Raw genomic sequence first — 16,584 nt, forward strand, 5'->3', positions numbered from 1 at the left:
TAAGAGGATTAGTCACGAACATAGATAACATGGCCGTCATCCTCTTCGTCATCCCAATCGTCCCAATCGTCGTCATCTTCAGTAACGACATTCTTACCGCTCATCGCATCTTTATGGTAGTCATCCCACATAAAGTCTACTTTTTCTTCTTCTTCAACTTCTACAACTTCACGAGGTAGGTTTTCCATAAACTCACCTAGTTTGAAGCAAAGATCTTTGGTGCCGATTTTATTCACAGCAGAGATCTTGAAGTACTCGCCTTCCCAGCCCAAAGCATCGATGATTTCTTGAATCTTTTCGTCTGCTTCGTCTTCTGGCATTAGGTCAACTTTATTGAACACTAACCAGCGAGGTTTTTGTGAAACTTTTTCACTGTATTGCTCAAGCTCATCGATGATCGTTAGTGCATTCTGAATAGGATCAGATTGATCGATCGGCATAATGTCGATCATATGCAGAAGAACACGACAACGCTCAAGGTGCTTAAGGAATCGGATACCAAGGCCAGCGCCATCAGCTGCGCCTTCGATTAGTCCTGGGATATCGGCAACAACGAAGCTCTTTTCAGGGACAACACTTACCACACCCAAGCTTGGGATCAAAGTAGTGAACGGGTAATCAGCCACTTTTGGTTTCGCAGCAGATACTGAACGAATAAAAGTAGATTTACCTGCGTTTGGTAGGCCAAGCATACCAACGTCAGCTAATAAAAGAAGCTCTAAACGCAGTTCACGAACTTCGCCTTTAGTACCCATTGTCTTTTGACGAGGAGCGCGGTTAACAGACGATTTAAAACGCGTGTTACCAAGACCGTGCCAACCACCTTTACCAACCATTACTTTCTTGCCGTGTTCAGCAACTTCAGCAACGATTTCGTTGGTGTGGATATCAACTGCACGCGTACCAACTGGTACTTTCAGCGTAATGTCTTTACCACGTTTACCAGTACAGTTACCGCCGCGACCATTCTCGCCACGCTCTGCATTGTAAAAACGTTGGAAACGGTAATCGATCAGTGTGTTTAAGTTCTCATCCGCTTGGATGTAAACATCACCGCCGTCACCACCGTCACCGCCATCAGGACCACCTTTAGCGACGAATTTTTCGCGCCAAAAGCTAACTGTACCATTACCGCCATCACCGGCTTCTATTTTTACTACCGCTTCATCAACGAATTTCATTTTTTAACTCCGCACTTACGTTGCGTTACCACTCATCAAGGAGTGATATAAATTCTAGCAGATCCGTGTTTAGATCGATCACCTAAGATCTAGGCCGACCTGCAACCAAGGAACAAATAAGGAGAGGTTCTTTGCTTCTTATTTCTTAAAAACAAACGGCTTCTTAAAAACTAATCTGTTTATCAAAAAATAAAACGGCTTCTCAAAACCAAAACAAGAGCGTCTGCTTTTTTATTCTTGCTATAAATAAAAAACCCTGCCGAATCGGCAGGGCTTTTGAATTCAGCTTGAAAGCTAATAAAATAATCTAGTTAAAGATTAAATTACTCAGCTTCGATGCTTACAAACTTACGGTTTTTAGGACCTTTAACAGCAAATTTCACTTTACCTTCAGTAAGAGCGAAAAGAGTGTGGTCTTTACCGATGCCAACGTTTGTGCCAGCGTGGAACTTAGTACCACGTTGACGAACGATGATGTTACCTGCAAGAACAGATTCACCACCAAAACGCTTAACACCAAGACGTTTGCTTTCTGAATCGCGGCCGTTATTAGTAGAACCGCCAGCTTTTTTATGTGCCATTGTTAAACTCTCCTAATACTTAAGCGTTAATGCCAGTGATTTTCACTTCAGTGAACCACTGACGGTGACCAGCTTGCTTACGCGAGTGCTTACGACGACGGAACTTAACGATTTTTACTTTATCGCCACGACCGTGTTGTACTACTTCTGCAGTAACCTTGCCACCTTCAACAAGAGGTGCACCAACAGCGATTTCTTCGCCGTTAGCAACAAGAAGAACTTTATCAAATTCAACAGTTGCACCAGTTTCAACGTCTAATTTCTCTAAACGAAGTGTTTGACCTTCGCTTACTCGGTGTTGTTTGCCACCAGATTGGAAAACAGCGTACATATTTTACTCCGCTTTTTCCGCACAGCCTATGGTTGTTAATTGTACAACTCGGGTGTGCGCTAAACTAATCAATAGGGCGCAGATTCTACGGGAATCATGGCGCTATGACAAGCCATATTTTTAAAAAATTGGCGAAAACCTGTTCGCCAAAGAAAAGTGCGGCAATCATGCCCTTTAGCGATGTATTAATCAACGTTTTTTAGTGTATTATTCAACAATTAAATACAACGTATAAGCCTTACAGGGTCTAACTTCAGCCGGATGAACAATGGATTTTAAAGCTATCCAAACGCTTACTGCCAATGATATGGCAAAAGTGAATGAAACAATTCAAGCCCAACTTAATTCTGACGTAAGTTTAATCAACCAGCTTGGTTTTTATATCGTTAGCGGTGGTGGCAAACGCCTACGCCCTTTGCTTGCTCTTTTATCTGCTCGCGCACTTGGTTATCAAGGTGAAGCTCATATCACCTCTGCAGCCTTTATCGAGTTTATTCACACCGCAACCCTGCTTCACGACGATGTTGTCGACGAATCGGACATGAGACGTGGTAAGGCGACAGCCAATGCCGCTTTTGGTAATGCCGCTAGCGTTTTGGTGGGTGACTTTATCTACACACGCTCATTCCAAATGATGACAACGCTAGGATCTTTAAAGATCCTTGAGTTAATGAGTGAAGCAGTAAACGTGATTGCCGAGGGTGAAGTTCAACAATTAATGAACTGCAATAACCCAGACACCACAGAAGAAAGCTACATGCAGGTGATCTACTCTAAGACCGCTCGCTTGTTCGAAGCTGCGACCCAAATCGGCGCAATTCTTACTGAGTCATCACCAGAGATCGAAACAGCAATGCAGAACTACGGTAAATACCTAGGCACCGCTTTCCAGCTGATTGACGATGTGATGGATTACACTGCTGATGGTAAAGAGATGGGTAAGAACGTTGGTGACGATCTAGCCGAAGGCAAACCAACACTGCCTCTACTTTACGCAATGCATAATGGCTCTCCTGAACAAGCAAGTATGATTCGTGAAGCGATTGAGAAAGCGAACGGCATGGAACGTCTCGACGACATTATGGCTGTGATGAAAGAGACAGGCTCTTTAGAGTACACAACAAATAAAGCCTACGAAGAGGCCGATAAAGCTATCGCTGAGCTTTCTGTACTTCCTGACTCTGAATATAAGCAAGCGTTAACCACGCTCGCACACTTGGCTGTTAAACGCAGCAAGTAAGCAGGTTAATAGACAACTCGCTTCTAGCTTCTAGCTTCTATATAAATAACAAAAAAGAGCAATGGCTCTTTTTTTTGGTTTTGAACAAATATTTGTAAGAGAGCCAAGGTTCAATATCGGCTCGCTTCTAATGATAGTGGCAGTTGAGCTTCAATTTCTTCAAGCTCTTCCATTGGCACTGCGTATTGCTCATGCCCGTTGTAAGTCTCTACCAAGGCATACTGCTCTTGCTCATCAATTACCAATACTTTTCCTAAGTGCCCCAAATATTCGACATTCATACCCTTCTGAACAGTAGCCATAACATTTACCTTCACCTTGGTTGTGGAGGTGTATACGAGTAGCTTGAACTTCAGGATCAAAAAAGCCGATCATAATGACCGGCCCTTATTAATTAGCTTTAGGCTGAGTTAAATAGCGTCTCGCTTATTTAGCGAATTCAACACCAATCTCGATGTCGCCATTTAGCGTCTCAAGCATGCTATCTAAAGCGTTACGTTCGAAGTCACTCAGCTCACCGTAGCTAAGGATCGCTTCAGCGCCCTCTTTGCCTAGTTTAACTGGCTGTGCGAAGAATGGAGCGTGCTCGCCTTCACCTTCAACGTATGCACATTCAATCACGTTTTCTTCACCTTGAAGTGCTTTAACTAGTGCAAGACCGAAACGACAAGCCGCTTGACCCATAGACAGTGTCGCACTGCCGCCGCCAGCTTTAGCTTCTACTACTTCTGTACCTGCATTTTGGATGCGAGTCGTTAGTGCTGCGATTTCCTCGTCAGTGAACTCTACACCTTCAACTTGAGAAAGTAGAGGAAGAATCGTTACGCCTGAGTGGCCACCGATAACAGGAACACGGATGTCGCCTGGATCTTTGTCTTTTAGTTCAGCAACGAACGTTTCAGAACGAATCACATCAAGAGTCGTAATACCGAATAGACGACGCTTGTCGTAAACGCCCGCTTTCTTCAGTACTTCAGCCGCGATTGGCACTGTTGTGTTTACTGGGTTCGTGATGATACCAACACAAGCAGTCGGACAAGTAACTGCGATTTTCTCTGCAAGAGACTTAACAATGCCAGCGTTCACATTGAAAAGATCCGCACGATCCATACCAGGCTTACGAGCAACACCCGCTGAAATAAGTACAACATCCGCACCTTCTAGTGCTGGTGTTGGATCTTCACCCGCGTAACCTTTGATCGAAACAGGCGTTGGGATATGGCTAAGATCGGCAGCAACACCCGGTGTTACCGGAGCGATGTCGTAAAGTGCAAGATCTGAACCAGCAGGTAGGCGGTTCTTAAGTAGTAGGGCTAGGGCTTGACCGATGCCACCAGCGGCACCAATAACAGCTACTTTCATTGTTATTCTCCTTGAGAGCTTTCTCTTATAGATTCTTTGTAGGGTAATTCTTGAGCTAAATCTAAGTTAAAAAACTATATTAATCACAAAGTGATTACAATCAATTAACGCTAGCTTTGCGACTTCGCGCAAGTCAATAAAACCGTGCTACACAGCAAGTTCGCATTATGGCGATAATCGACTGAAATAACAAAATAAGTCGTCGCAAATAACACATTATTCTATTAAATATTTACAGTGATATGACTAACAAATTACAGGGATGTTTTGGCTAAAATTGAATATGTATGCGAGAATATGCAAACATCTTTGTTAATGAATAAGAATGACATATGCGCAATACAGAAAAGCAAGACAACTTAGTTCGTGCATTTAAAGCCTTACTAAAAGAAGAACGTTTTGGCTCACAAGGCGAAATTGTTGATGCTCTAAAACACGAAGGTTTTGAAAGCATCAACCAGTCTAAAGTCTCGCGTATGTTAACCAAGTTTGGTGCCGTTCGAACTCGTAACGCAAAAATGGAGATGGTTTACTGTCTTCCTGCTGAGCTTGGTGTTCCGACCGTTTCTAGCTCTCTAAGAGAATTAGTACTAGATATTGACCACAACAATGCATTGGTGGTGATACACACAGGTCCTGGTGCGGCGCAGCTGATTGCTCGTTTATTAGACTCACTAGGTAAGTCGGAAGGTATACTGGGCGTAGTCGCAGGTGATGATACTATCTTCATTACCCCAACGTTATCGGTTACCACTAAGCAACTGTTTGATTCAGTGTGTGAACTGTTTGAATACGCAGGATAATTGATCGCTGTTTCATAACTATCAGCCTTATTAATGGATCACGAGTATCTATTTGCTTCGTGATCCAAATCACATCCTAGAATATCCATACCTCCCTTCCAAAATCACACTAAACCATTGATTTTAAAAACTCAGTAGCAAATCAAACACGAGATCAAGACATCATTTGTTAGATTTTTTAGCTATATCTTTTAACATTCGAGTAATTTTCTGCCAATTTTTGATATTATTCAGCCACTTTTTCATCACATGGATTGAAAAAGGTGCCGTTTCCAAATAGGAAACTCCTGAAGCAACTACACTTGTTTCAGGGTTAATAATGAATAAAGGAAGGGAAATTCATGGCATTTACCAAACTTATTAAAGTTGGTGCTATTGCAGCTGCTGTAATGGGCGCTGGCGCTGTTAACGCTCAAGAGTTCATCACGATTGGTACTGGTTCAGTTACGGGTGTTTACTACCCAACTGGTGGTGCGATTTGTAAGCTAGTGAACAAGGGCCGCAAAGACCACAACATTCGTTGTTCTGTAGAGTCTACTGGTGGTTCAATCTACAACGTTAACACCATCCGTGCTGGTGAACTAGATTTCGGTGTTGTTCAATCGGACTGGCAATACCACGGCTACAACGGTACAAGTAAGTTCAAAGATCAGGGCGAATACAAGAAACTTCGCGCGATGTTCTCTCTACATACAGAACCGTTCAACATCATCGCTCGTACTGATGCTGGCATCAACAATGTGTCTGACCTAGCAGGTAAGCGTGTAAACATTGGTAACCCAGGTTCTGGTGACCGTGCAACGATGGGTGTTGTAATGGACGCTATGGGCTGGACTAACGACAGCTTCAAGCTTGCTTCTGAACTTAAAGGTTCTGAGCGTTCACAAGCACTTTGTGATAACAAGATTGATGCATTCATCTACATGGTTGGTCACCCGAACGGATCAATCAAAGAAGCAACAACGTCTTGTGATGCAAAACTGGTTTCAGCAACAGGTCCACAGATCGACAAGATCGTAGCTGAAAACCCATACTACGCTTACAGCACAGTTCCTGCTGGTATGTACCGTGGTACTGACGCTGACGTAAACAGCTTCGGTGTTGCAGCTACTATGGTAACAACTTCAGACGTTTCTGAAGAAGTTGCATACAACGTTGCTAAGGCAGTATTTGAAAACTTTGACACTTTCAAACGCCTACACCCAGCATTTGCTAACCTGAAAAAAGAAGACATGGTTAAAGCGGGTATCTCTATCCCTCTTCACCCAGGCGCAGCAAAATACTACAAAGAAGTGGGCCTTCTAAAGTAACTCTACTTTAAGCCTACTACACCAATAAGGAGGCTAGCCCTCCTTATTGGCTTTTCACGTTTTATAAAAATAATTTAAGTGAAAAGAACAGCCCTTTAAGTTTCTCCAATTTGGAGGACTTACCTTCGTATCAAGCCTAAGACAAAGACGAACAAAAAACGCATTTCCCTATCCATTCACTCCACTAGATAGGAAATAAATAACGTTTGGTTGTTCGTAAGAAAAGGCAGACCATCAATAATAAGGATAAAGTACATGACGCAGACAACATCACCGTCTCCAGATGTGCAAGAAATGGTGGCACAATCAGATACTGGTGCGCGTAGCCCTCGTGGTATCCAAGGCCGTATTTTATGGTTTGTGCCTCTATGTTGGTCACTGTTCCAACTTTGGTATGCATCTCCGCTGCCGTTCATTTTTAACTTCGCAATTTTAAACGACACTGAAGCTCGAGCAATTCACCTTACGTTTGCTATTTTCCTAGCCTTTACCGCTTATCCAGCCATGAAGAATTCGCCTAGGGATCGCATCCCCGCAGTCGATTGGATATTAGCGCTTGTAGGTAGCTTTTCAGCTTCTTATATCTATATTTTCTATACTGAACTCGCTGAGCGATCGGGCGCACCAACAACATTCGATATTGTTGCGGCTGTATTCGGTATGGTTTTACTGCTTGAAGCAACACGACGCGCTTTGGGTCCACCTCTTATGGTTGTGGCAGCAGTATTCCTACTTTATACCTTTGGCGGCCCTCACATGCCGGACGTTATTGCCCACAAAGGTGCGAGCCTGAACAAGGCAATGTCGCATCTGTGGCTAACAACTGAAGGTGTATTCGGTGTGGCACTTGGCGTATCAACGTCATTCGTATTCTTGTTTGTACTGTTTGGTGCAATGCTAGAACGTGCTGGCGCCGGTGCTTACTTTATTAAAGTTGCATTCTCACTGCTTGGTCACATGAAAGGCGGCCCAGCGAAAGCAGCCGTTGTCGCATCAGGTCTGTCTGGTTTGGTATCAGGTTCATCTATCGCGAACGTGGTAACCACGGGTACCTTTACTATCCCGCTAATGAAGCGTGTTGGTTTCCCGGGCACAAAAGCCGGTGCGGTAGAAGTCGCGGCTTCAACCAATGGTCAATTAACACCACCTATCATGGGTGCAGCAGCCTTCTTGATGGTTGAGTATGTGGGCATTTCGTATGTAGAAGTAATCAAAGCCGCGCTACTGCCCGCTCTGATCTCTTACATCGCTCTGATTTACATTGTTCATCTAGAAGCATGTAAAGCAGGTATGACTGGCCTACCTCGTCGCCACACACCAACTATCGTACAAAGCTTACTGTCTTTCACGGGTACCATTTTAGGTCTGTGTGTCATCAGCGCCGCGGTTTACTACGGTGTGGGTTGGACGAAAGATGTATTTGGCGATGCGGCAACACCAATCGTAACTGTGGCGCTATTGATCGCTTATGTTGCTCTGGTTCGCGTATCTGCAAAATACGCAGCTGAAGGCGGCATGGAAATCGATGCTGATCTAAAAGAAGTTCCGGATCCGGGGCCAACGATTAAATCTGGTTTGCACTTCCTACTGCCTATCGTAGTACTTGTTTGGTGTCTGACTGTAGAGCGTTTCTCTCCAGGTCTGTCGGCATTCTGGGCGACCGTGTTCATGATCTTCATTCTGATCACTCAGCGTCCGTTAATGACTCTGATGAACAAATCAGACGATCTTGCAGAGCAAACTAAAGCTGGCTTCGTTGATCTCGCAGAGAGCTTGGTTTCAGGCGCACGTAACATGATTGGTATCGGTGTCGCGACAGCGGCTGCAGGTACGGTTGTAGGCGTGGTGACTCTAACGGGTATCGGTCTAGTAATGACGGACTTCGTTGAGTTTATCTCAGGCGGTAGCATCATTCTTATGTTGCTATTCACTGCAGTAATCAGCTTGATCTTAGGTATGGGCTTGCCAACAACGGCGAACTACATCGTTGTATCAACGCTGATGGCTCCGGTAATCGTGACCCTAGGCGCTGCGCACGGCTTGATCATTCCATTGATTGCGGTTCACTTATTCGTGTTCTACTTCGGTATTCTTGCAGATGACACACCTCCGGTAGGTCTGGCAGCCTTTGCGGCCGCCGCGATTGCGAAATCCGACCCAATTCGTACAGGTATTCAAGGTTTTACCTACGATATCCGGACCGCTATCTTGCCATTCATGTTCATCTTCAATACCCAACTACTGTTGATGGGTATTGATTCTTGGTGGCACTTAGCACTAACGATTTTCTCTTCTGTGACTGCGGTACTTATCTTTGCCGCAGCAACTCAAGGTTGGTGGTTCACCAAGAACAAGTGGTGGGAAACTATACTGCTTATCGTTCTGACCTTCTCTTTCTTCCGCCCAGGTTTCTGGTGGGACATGATTTATCCAGAGAAAGTTCTTTCACCTGGAGTTGAGATCGCTCAAATCACAGAAAACCTATCTGTGGGACAATCACTTGAATTGAGAGTAGGTGGCGAAAACTTAGAAGGTAACTATTCTGAGAAAACAGTTCGCCTTCCGTTTGAAGATTCTGCGACAACAAGTGAAGACCGCATTGCTTCAATGGGCCTAATGCTGACACAAGCTGACGACAAGATGATTGTTGATATGGTTGAGTTTGGTAGCCCTGCAGAAGCCGCTGGCATTGACTTTGATTGGGAAATTAAATCAGTTATCCAAGACGCAGAACGACCAATGAAAGAGTGGGTATTCTTACCTGCCCTACTGATTTTGATTGGTTTAGCGATGAACCAAAGAAGGCGTGCTCGTAAGGATGAGATTAGCGCGTAATGGATAAGGCTGAGTAGTGCTTAGCGCTATTTGGCTTTATTACATGGAAAGGATAATTACAGTGCTAAGTGAAAGCTTAGCGCTGATTAAAAAGAGACGAATACATGTATAAACAAATCCTTGTTCCTGTTGATCTTAATGACAAAGGCTTTTCTGATAAGGCAGTCGAACTGGCGGTATGGCACGCAAAACACAGCAATGCTGAAATCCACATTCTGAACGTACTACCAGGCATTCACATGTCGATGGTGGCGTCTTACTTCCCGAAAGATGCAGCGAACCAAATGAAGCTTGATGTTAAAAATCAGCTCAAAGAGTTTGCCGACAAACACATCGACGATGAAGTGGTTTACAAAGTTCATGTTGCTGAGGGTAAAACCTACGCGACGATTCTTGATTACGCAGAAAAGCTTGGCGCTGACCTTATCGTGATGCCTAGCCATAAGCGTTCAAAAATCGACAAAGTGGTACTTGGCTCGGTTGCAAGCAAAGTAGTACAGAACTCACCAATCAATGTATTGGTGGTTAAACCGCAAGGTTAAGTCATTTAATCGACACACAATCTAAAAAGGTTGGCCTACAGGCCAACCTTTTTTGTTTTGCGTTCGCACCATTTAATTCTTTAATCAACTCACTAAGTTCTGCGGATTACCCTCAACAAACCCATCAATATTATCGATTAAGATATCAGACAGTTTTTGAATCGAGCTGTCGCTGCCCCACGCCACATGTGGAGTGAGTAATAAGTTCGGTAAGTGGCTATTAGCCAATAGTGGATTTGAGTTGTCGGCTGGCTCTTGTGTAAACACATCCATACCTGCGCCTGCAATCTCATGTTTTTTCAAAGCCTCAACTAGGGCTTGTTCATCTACTAGACCTCCGCGCCCGGCATTAATTAATACCGCGCTCGATTTCATCATTGTGAGCTCTCGCTCTGAAATCAGATTTTGGGTCGCATCAGTCAATGGGCAATGTAGACTGATCGCATCCGCTTGCTTCAATACCGTATCAAAAGGTAGATACCCTTCTCGACAAGACTCTGCTCCTTTTCGCTCGGCAAACATCACCTTCATACCAATCGCTTTGGCTAACATTGCGGTGGCTTGACCTAAGCTGCCACTCCCCATCAACCCCAGTGTGCTGCCAGCCACATCTTGAATCGGATGAGTAAAGAAGCAGAACTGCTTGTCCTTTTGCCACTCGCCCGCCTCAATGTCTTTATGATAACCAACAAGGTTTCGTTTAAGTGCAAACAGCATTGCGATGACATGTTCAGGAACCGATTGAATCGCATAGCCTTGCACGTTTGTCACTGCAATGTTTTTAGATTTGCAGTATTCCACATCGACATTATTGACACCGGTCGCTGAAACCGCGATCAACTTGAGTTTTTTCGCACCAGCGAGATTCGACTCATTGAGCACTACCTTGTTAGTGATCACCACATCAGCTTCTTCAACTCGCTCTGATACTTGCTCAGGAGCTGTGAAATCATACTCTACCCATTCATGCTCAAAGCTCAGAGGCTTTAAATGAATTTGAGATGGGATAGTCGCTCTATCGAGAAACACAACATTCAGCGTTGGCATTCTTCTTCCTTGGTTAGATCTATGAATCAGTCCATTCTAAGCTTTTAGCTTACTGTAGTCTGGAAGCTCAAGCGCAATTTCAAAGTGCTGTTCGATTTGTGGGGATGCTTGAGGATAAAAGTCACAGGGAACAAAGGCTTTAAACAATTGATTATTCGCTGGATGATAAAAGCTCAGCTCACACGCATGCAAAGCCAACCTATCACTGTATTCAAATGCTTCTGATGTTGCGTAAAACTCGTCGCCTACAATTGGATTCCCTAGCGCCATGCAGTGCACGCGTAACTGATGGGAACGACCCGTAATAGGAAGTAACTTCAACAGTGTGGTTTGAGGCTCTTGTTGTTCGACGATATAACGAGTCTGAGAGGGTTTTCCATCCTCGAAGCACACTTTTTGTCTCGGTCGATTTGGCCAATCACAAATGAGTGGCAGATCAATCAAACCTTCTGCTTTTTCCAATCGGCCCCATACTCGCGCGTAATAGAGTTTGTGTGTCAGTCGATATTGAAACTGCTTCTTCAAATGACGCTCAGCTTGTTTGTGTTTAGCGAGCAGCATCAAGCCTGATGTCGACATATCCAAGCGATGCACCACCTGAATATCTGAAAAATCCACGACTAGGCGACTCCACATACTGTCGTAATGCTCTGGTAACCTCCCAGGAACTGAAAGTAAGCCAGCAGGTTTATTCACCACAAGAATATCGTCATCTTGATACACAATATCAATCCAGGGGTCACGCGGTGGTGCGTAATGTTCTAACGCCATTCTAGCCTCTAGTTACTGTTAAATAATAATTTATGGTCAAGTTGTTTATTAAAAAATACAATTAAAGTCTTTTTTGTACATAAAAGTTGACGACCTTACAAAACATGGTATTGATAGGGGAACGGAAAATAAGAAGTCAGCATCAAAGGAAAAATGATGGAAAGTACGGTTAAAACTACAACAACAAAAGCACAAACCTCTGCTCCCCTATCAACGTTAATTCGGTCTCTTGGCCCAGGTATTATGATGGCAGCAGCTGCTGTGGGTGGTTCTCACTTAGTCGCCTCAACCAAGGCGGGTGCGATTTATGGTTGGCAGCTTGCCGCTCTCATTATCCTCGTTAACGTATTTAAATATCCATTCTTCAGAGCCGGCATCCAATACACGCTAGGAACGGGTCAAAGCTTGGTGGAAGGTTACTCTAACCTAGGCCGCCCATACCTTGTGATCTTTTCGATCTTGAGTGCCATATCTGCGGTCGTGAATACCGCTGCCCTGCTATTATTCAGTGCAAGCCTACTCAGTTACTTTGTTCCTTTCGATTTAGCCACTAGCACCTTGTGCATGATCGTTTTAGCGACCTGTTTGATCATTCTGTTTGCTGGCCATTATCGTGCTCTAGATACACTATCTAAAGCGATCATGGCGGTCTTAACCATCACAACCTTAGCTGCTGTTGCGATTGCTATTGGCTCCCCAGTCCAGCCTGATGCTGCTTTTGTTCCACCGTCGCCTTGGTCACTCGCTGCTATTGGCTTTATCGTGGTGACCATGGGTTGGATGCCTGCGCCTATCGAAATCTCAAGCATCACCTCTATGTGGCTAAAAAGCCAAAAAGAAAAACAAGAAGTGACCGCTCAATCAGCACTGTTCGATTTCAATGTCGGCTACATTGGTACAGCACTGCTTGCTTTAGTATTCGTTGCTTTAGGTGCGCTAGTCCTTCACGGTTCAGGTGTTGAACTGTCTCGCTCTGGTGTTGGCTTCACTCATCAATTGGTGGGTATCTACGCTTCGACGATTGGTGAATGGTCTCGTCCATTAATCGCTCTGATCGCATTCTTCTGTATCTTTGGCAGCACCATTACCGTTATCGATGGTTATTCACGCGTGCTTGCTGAATCACAACGTCTATTGCTTAAAAAAGAAAGCAGCCCAAAAATGCTACAGGGTTGGATCGTCATCGTCTCTCTCGCAGCACTCTCCATCGTGATGTTCTTCAGTGCTGCTTTAATGCCTATGCTTGATTTCGCGATGGTACTTGCTTTTGCAACTACGCCATTCTTCGCATTGCTTAACTTCATCTTAGTCAGTAAAACAAAGCTTCCAAAAGCGCTCGCGATTGGCACTAAGCTAAAATGGTTGTCTGTCGCAGGTCTTATTTACCTATTTGGTTTCCTAGCGGTATTTGTTTGGTGGAAGTGGTTAATGTAACCAGCTACTTGAATTGTTAATTAAGCTACAGATACAAATAAGGCCTTCATAATGAAGGCCTTATTTCGTTGAAGCATTTCGCTAATTCAAAACTAGTTGTGAGAAACCACAATCAAGCGTAATGAATCTAGCTGAACCTGAGCTTTGCTGATGTAACCGGTCAGTTCATTGATTTGAGCTTCGATTACCTCTAGCTCTTCATCACGAATATTAGGATTCACGGCTTTAAGCGCTTGTAGACGCTCTAATTCACCGTTCAGGTTAGTCTGCATATCTCGTTGAGCCTGTTCACGCACTTCTTCCACTTTAGGAAGTACGTGCGTCTCACCCGCTTCGATTAGCTTGTGAATTTCACCTTGTACCGAGTTAACTAGCTTGCTCGCTAGGTGACGGTTTACAGGGCTTAATTGACGGTTAAAGCTGTCGAACTCAACCTGAGCTGATAAGTCATTACCACGGCCATCCATCATCAAACGAATTGGCGTCTTAGGTAAGAACTGGCTGATACCGCTGCGCTTTGGCGCTTGCGCATCCACAAGGTAAACCAACTCGAGCAAGATAGTACCCACTGGCAGCGCTTTGTTTTTCAGTAGCGATACCGCTGATGCACCGACACCTTCACTCAGTAGCAGATCAATACCGCCCTGAATCATTGGGTGTTCCCAGCTAATGAAGTTCATGTCTTCACGAGAAAGCGCAGTATCACGATCAAACGTGATGGTTGCGCCTTCGTATGGTAAGCCTGGGTAGCTTGGCACCATCATGTGCTCAGATGGTGTCACAACCAGAGCATTCTCACCCTTGTCGTCTTGGTTCAAGCCAATCGTATCGAACAGGCTTAGTGCAAACGTTACTAGGTTAGTGTCGCCGTCAGTCGAGGCAATCTTCTCTGCAATCTCATGAGCTTTATCGCCACCATTTGAATGCATCTCTAGTAGGCGATCTCGACCCTTTTCTAGATCTGATTTCAGGCTTTGGTTTAGCTTGGCTGACTCTTCAATCACTTTATCCAATTGCTCTGTGTTACCAGAAGCTAGCATCTCGATAAGAACATCTGAGTACTTGTCGTAAACCGTGCGACCGGTTGGGCAAGTCTCTGCAAACGCATTCAAACCTTCATCGAACCAACGCGCAAGGATCGCCTGTGATGTGCCTTTTAGGTAAGGAACATGAATGTCGATATCACGCAGCTGACCGATACGGTCCAAACGGCCAATACGTTGCTCAAGCAAGTCTGGGTTGAATGGAAGATCGAACATCACAAGTTGGTTAGCGAACTGGAAGTTACGACCTTCAGAGCCGATTTCACTACAGATAAGAACCTGAGCGCCGCCCTCTTCTTGAGCAAAGTAAGCCGCAGCTTTATCACGCTCTAGAATCGACATGCCTTCGTGGAATACAGTTGCACGTACACCTTCACGCTCACGCAGTGCTTGCTCTAATTGAAGAGCCGTACTTGCACGAGAGGCGATCACTAGGATCTTCTCGCTGCGCTTGTCTTGGATCTTTTCAATCAACCAGTTAACGCGTGAGTCGAACTGCCACCAGCTTGAATCTTCACCTTCAAACTCTTGGAAGATCTCTTCTGGATACAGCATCTTCATAGCACGAGCTTCGGGAGCCATCTTGCCACCGATCATGCCAGATACACGCATTGAGGTTGTGTACTGCGTTGGAATTTCCATCGGCAGTAGGTTTACATTTCGCTTAGGGAAGCCTTTGATTGCAGCACGTGTGTTTCTGAAAAGAACACGGCCAGTACCATGGCGATCCATAAGGTTATCAATCAATTCTTGGCGAGCTAACGCTTGCTCTTCTTCGCTGCTATCACCTTCGATAACGCGGAATAGAGGCTCTACATCTTGCTCAGAAAGCAGTTCCGTAATCTGGTTCTTCGCGCTGTTTTCAAGCTTCACGCCGGAGAACAATGCCGTTACTGCATCAGCAACCGGTGCGTATTGGTCTTCTTCTTCAACGAATGCTTCGTAATCGTAGAAGCGATCAGGATCAAGCAGACGCAGACGTGCAAAGTGACTCTCACGACCCAGCTGTTCAGGCGTTGCTGTTAGTAGTAGCACACCAGACGTATTTTCCGCTAAGCCTTCAACCACTTGGTATTCGCGGCTTGGTTTGTCTTGGCTCCACTCAAGGTGATGCGCTTCATCGACAACCAACAAGTCCCACTCGCCTTCAAGTGCTTGCTCGTAGCGCTTACGGCTCTTACGTAGGAAGTCCAAAGAACACAGAACGTACTGCTGGGTATCAAACGGGTTGTCTGATTCAGCAAACGCTTCAATACAACGCTCTTCATCGAAGATAGAAAAATGCAGGTTGAAACGGCGCATCATCTCTACTAACCATTGGTGTTGTAGAGTTTCAGGAACCACAATCAGAATGCGTTCAGCACGGCCAGACAGCACCTGTTGGTGGATGATCATGCCCGCTTCGATGGTTTTACCTAGGCCCACTTCATCAGCCAGTAAAACGCGCGGAGCGTGACGACGACCCACTTCATGAGCGATGTATAGCTGATGAGGGATCAAGCCAGCACGCATACCACACAAGCCACGCATCGGGCTCTTGTGTTGTTGGTACTGGTTGCTTAGCGCACGGTAACGCAACACAAAGTTATCCATACGGTCGATTTGACCTGCGTATAGCTTATCTTGTGGCTTGTTAAAGCGGATCTGGTTGCTTAAGAAGATTTCACGCAGAGTGACTTCTGTTTCTTGGGTATCTTCGCGAGTACCTAAGTAGGTTAGCAGCCCTTTGTCTTCGATAACTTCTTCGACAGACAGAGACCAACCTTCTTGGCATTCGATGACATCGCCTACATTAAACGTTACTCGGGTTACGGGAGCATCAGTACGTGCATAAACACGGTTTTCTTCTGACGCTGCAAACATTAGTGTCACTGTGCGAGCATCCATTGCTACAACGGTACCTAAACCTAAATCGCTCTCCGTATCGCTTATCCAGCGTTGCCCCAAAGCAAATGTCATGAATCGACTACCTCAATCTTATAGTTGGAATTTGGTCTTCTTAACTGCAGTTTTAAACAAGAACATTATCGCTCCTGAACTAAAAATATAGCCAAAAATGTCTAGTTTGCAGCCACTTTTTAAGTGCGCTCTCAATAATAAATAT

14 protein-coding genes are annotated in these 16,584 nt (G+C 44.8%); 6 read left to right on the forward strand and 8 right to left on the reverse strand.

Translation table 11 applies throughout. The annotated features are described in order from the left end of the window. Positions 1-8: 8 nt before the first annotated feature. From cgtA to rplU, 3 genes are all read right to left on the reverse strand, one after another. Positions 9-1,181, reverse strand: coding sequence for an Obg family GTPase CgtA (gene cgtA / locus AB6E51_RS11405; protein WP_017061377.1), 1,173 nt, complete (start codon positions 1,179-1,181; stop codon positions 9-11). Positions 1,182-1,504: 323 nt separating this feature from the next. After that, positions 1,505-1,762 carry a 50S ribosomal protein L27 gene (gene rpmA, locus AB6E51_RS11410; RefSeq protein ID WP_004735905.1) on the reverse strand — a complete coding sequence of 86 codons (258 nt, stop codon included), beginning with the start codon at positions 1,760-1,762 and terminating at the stop codon, positions 1,505-1,507. A 19-nt stretch (positions 1,763-1,781) separates the two neighbouring features. Then, positions 1,782-2,093: a 50S ribosomal protein L21 gene (rplU, locus tag AB6E51_RS11415; protein ID WP_004740823.1), complete on the reverse strand. Its 312-nt coding sequence runs from the start codon at positions 2,091-2,093 to the stop codon at positions 1,782-1,784. Positions 2,094-2,361: 268 nt separating this feature from the next. Between rplU and ispB the strand changes: the two genes are divergently transcribed. Then, the gene (gene ispB / locus AB6E51_RS11420; RefSeq protein WP_017061376.1) at positions 2,362-3,333 is read left to right on the forward strand and encodes an octaprenyl diphosphate synthase; all 972 of its coding nucleotides are present in this window, start codon (positions 2,362-2,364) and stop codon (positions 3,331-3,333) included. A 110-nt stretch (positions 3,334-3,443) separates the two neighbouring features. On the opposite strand, the gene AB6E51_RS11425 is transcribed toward ispB, so the two are convergent. Then, on the reverse strand, positions 3,444-3,635 hold the full coding sequence (locus AB6E51_RS11425; RefSeq protein ID WP_017061375.1) for a hypothetical protein: 192 nt from the start codon (positions 3,633-3,635) through the stop codon (positions 3,444-3,446). 124 nt (positions 3,636-3,759) lie between these two features. Continuing rightward, positions 3,760-4,695, reverse strand: a complete 936-nt coding sequence (mdh, locus tag AB6E51_RS11430; protein ID WP_009847834.1) for a malate dehydrogenase — start codon at positions 4,693-4,695, stop codon at positions 3,760-3,762. 332 nt (positions 4,696-5,027) lie between these two features. On the opposite strand from mdh, the gene argR reads away from it, so the two are divergent. The 4 genes from argR to AB6E51_RS11450 all read left to right on the forward strand — a co-directional run bounded on the left by argR (position 5,028) and on the right by AB6E51_RS11450 (position 10,185). Continuing rightward, on the forward strand, positions 5,028-5,498 hold the full coding sequence (gene argR, locus AB6E51_RS11435) for a transcriptional regulator ArgR (protein WP_004740827.1): 471 nt from the start codon (positions 5,028-5,030) through the stop codon (positions 5,496-5,498). A 341-nt stretch (positions 5,499-5,839) separates the two neighbouring features. Then, complete coding sequence (locus AB6E51_RS11440) at positions 5,840-6,808, forward strand: TAXI family TRAP transporter solute-binding subunit (protein ID WP_017061374.1); 969 nt, start codon at positions 5,840-5,842, stop codon at positions 6,806-6,808. A 255-nt stretch (positions 6,809-7,063) separates the two neighbouring features. After that, positions 7,064-9,643, forward strand: a complete 2,580-nt coding sequence (locus tag AB6E51_RS11445) for a TRAP transporter permease (protein WP_061019096.1) — start codon at positions 7,064-7,066, stop codon at positions 9,641-9,643. A 104-nt stretch (positions 9,644-9,747) separates the two neighbouring features. Beyond that, on the forward strand, positions 9,748-10,185 hold the full coding sequence (locus AB6E51_RS11450; protein WP_004740830.1) for a universal stress protein: 438 nt from the start codon (positions 9,748-9,750) through the stop codon (positions 10,183-10,185). A gap of 84 nt (positions 10,186-10,269) precedes the next feature. Here AB6E51_RS11450 and AB6E51_RS11455 read toward each other — a convergent pair whose 3' ends face one another. Further along, a complete protein-coding gene (locus AB6E51_RS11455; RefSeq protein WP_229647483.1) occupies positions 10,270-11,232 on the reverse strand; it encodes a D-2-hydroxyacid dehydrogenase in 963 nt (320 codons plus the stop codon). Positions 11,233-11,268: 36 nt separating this feature from the next. Continuing rightward, positions 11,269-12,003, reverse strand: a complete 735-nt coding sequence (gene rluA, locus AB6E51_RS11460) for a bifunctional tRNA pseudouridine(32) synthase/23S rRNA pseudouridine(746) synthase RluA (protein WP_372058122.1) — start codon at positions 12,001-12,003, stop codon at positions 11,269-11,271. 156 nt (positions 12,004-12,159) lie between these two features. Here rluA and AB6E51_RS11465 point away from each other — a divergent pair, with 156 nt between their 5' ends. Next, a complete protein-coding gene (locus tag AB6E51_RS11465) occupies positions 12,160-13,437 on the forward strand; it encodes an NRAMP family divalent metal transporter (RefSeq protein ID WP_372058131.1) in 1,278 nt (425 codons plus the stop codon). 92 nt (positions 13,438-13,529) lie between these two features. On the opposite strand, the gene rapA is transcribed toward AB6E51_RS11465, so the two are convergent. Further along, positions 13,530-16,439, reverse strand: coding sequence for an RNA polymerase-associated protein RapA (gene rapA, locus AB6E51_RS11470; RefSeq protein WP_372058121.1), 2,910 nt, complete (start codon positions 16,437-16,439; stop codon positions 13,530-13,532). Positions 16,440-16,584 lie beyond the last annotated feature (145 nt).

This window comes from Vibrio sp. 10N.247.311.47 (assembly GCF_041467535.1).
Classification (GTDB): domain Bacteria; phylum Pseudomonadota; class Gammaproteobacteria; order Enterobacterales; family Vibrionaceae; genus Vibrio; species Vibrio crassostreae_C.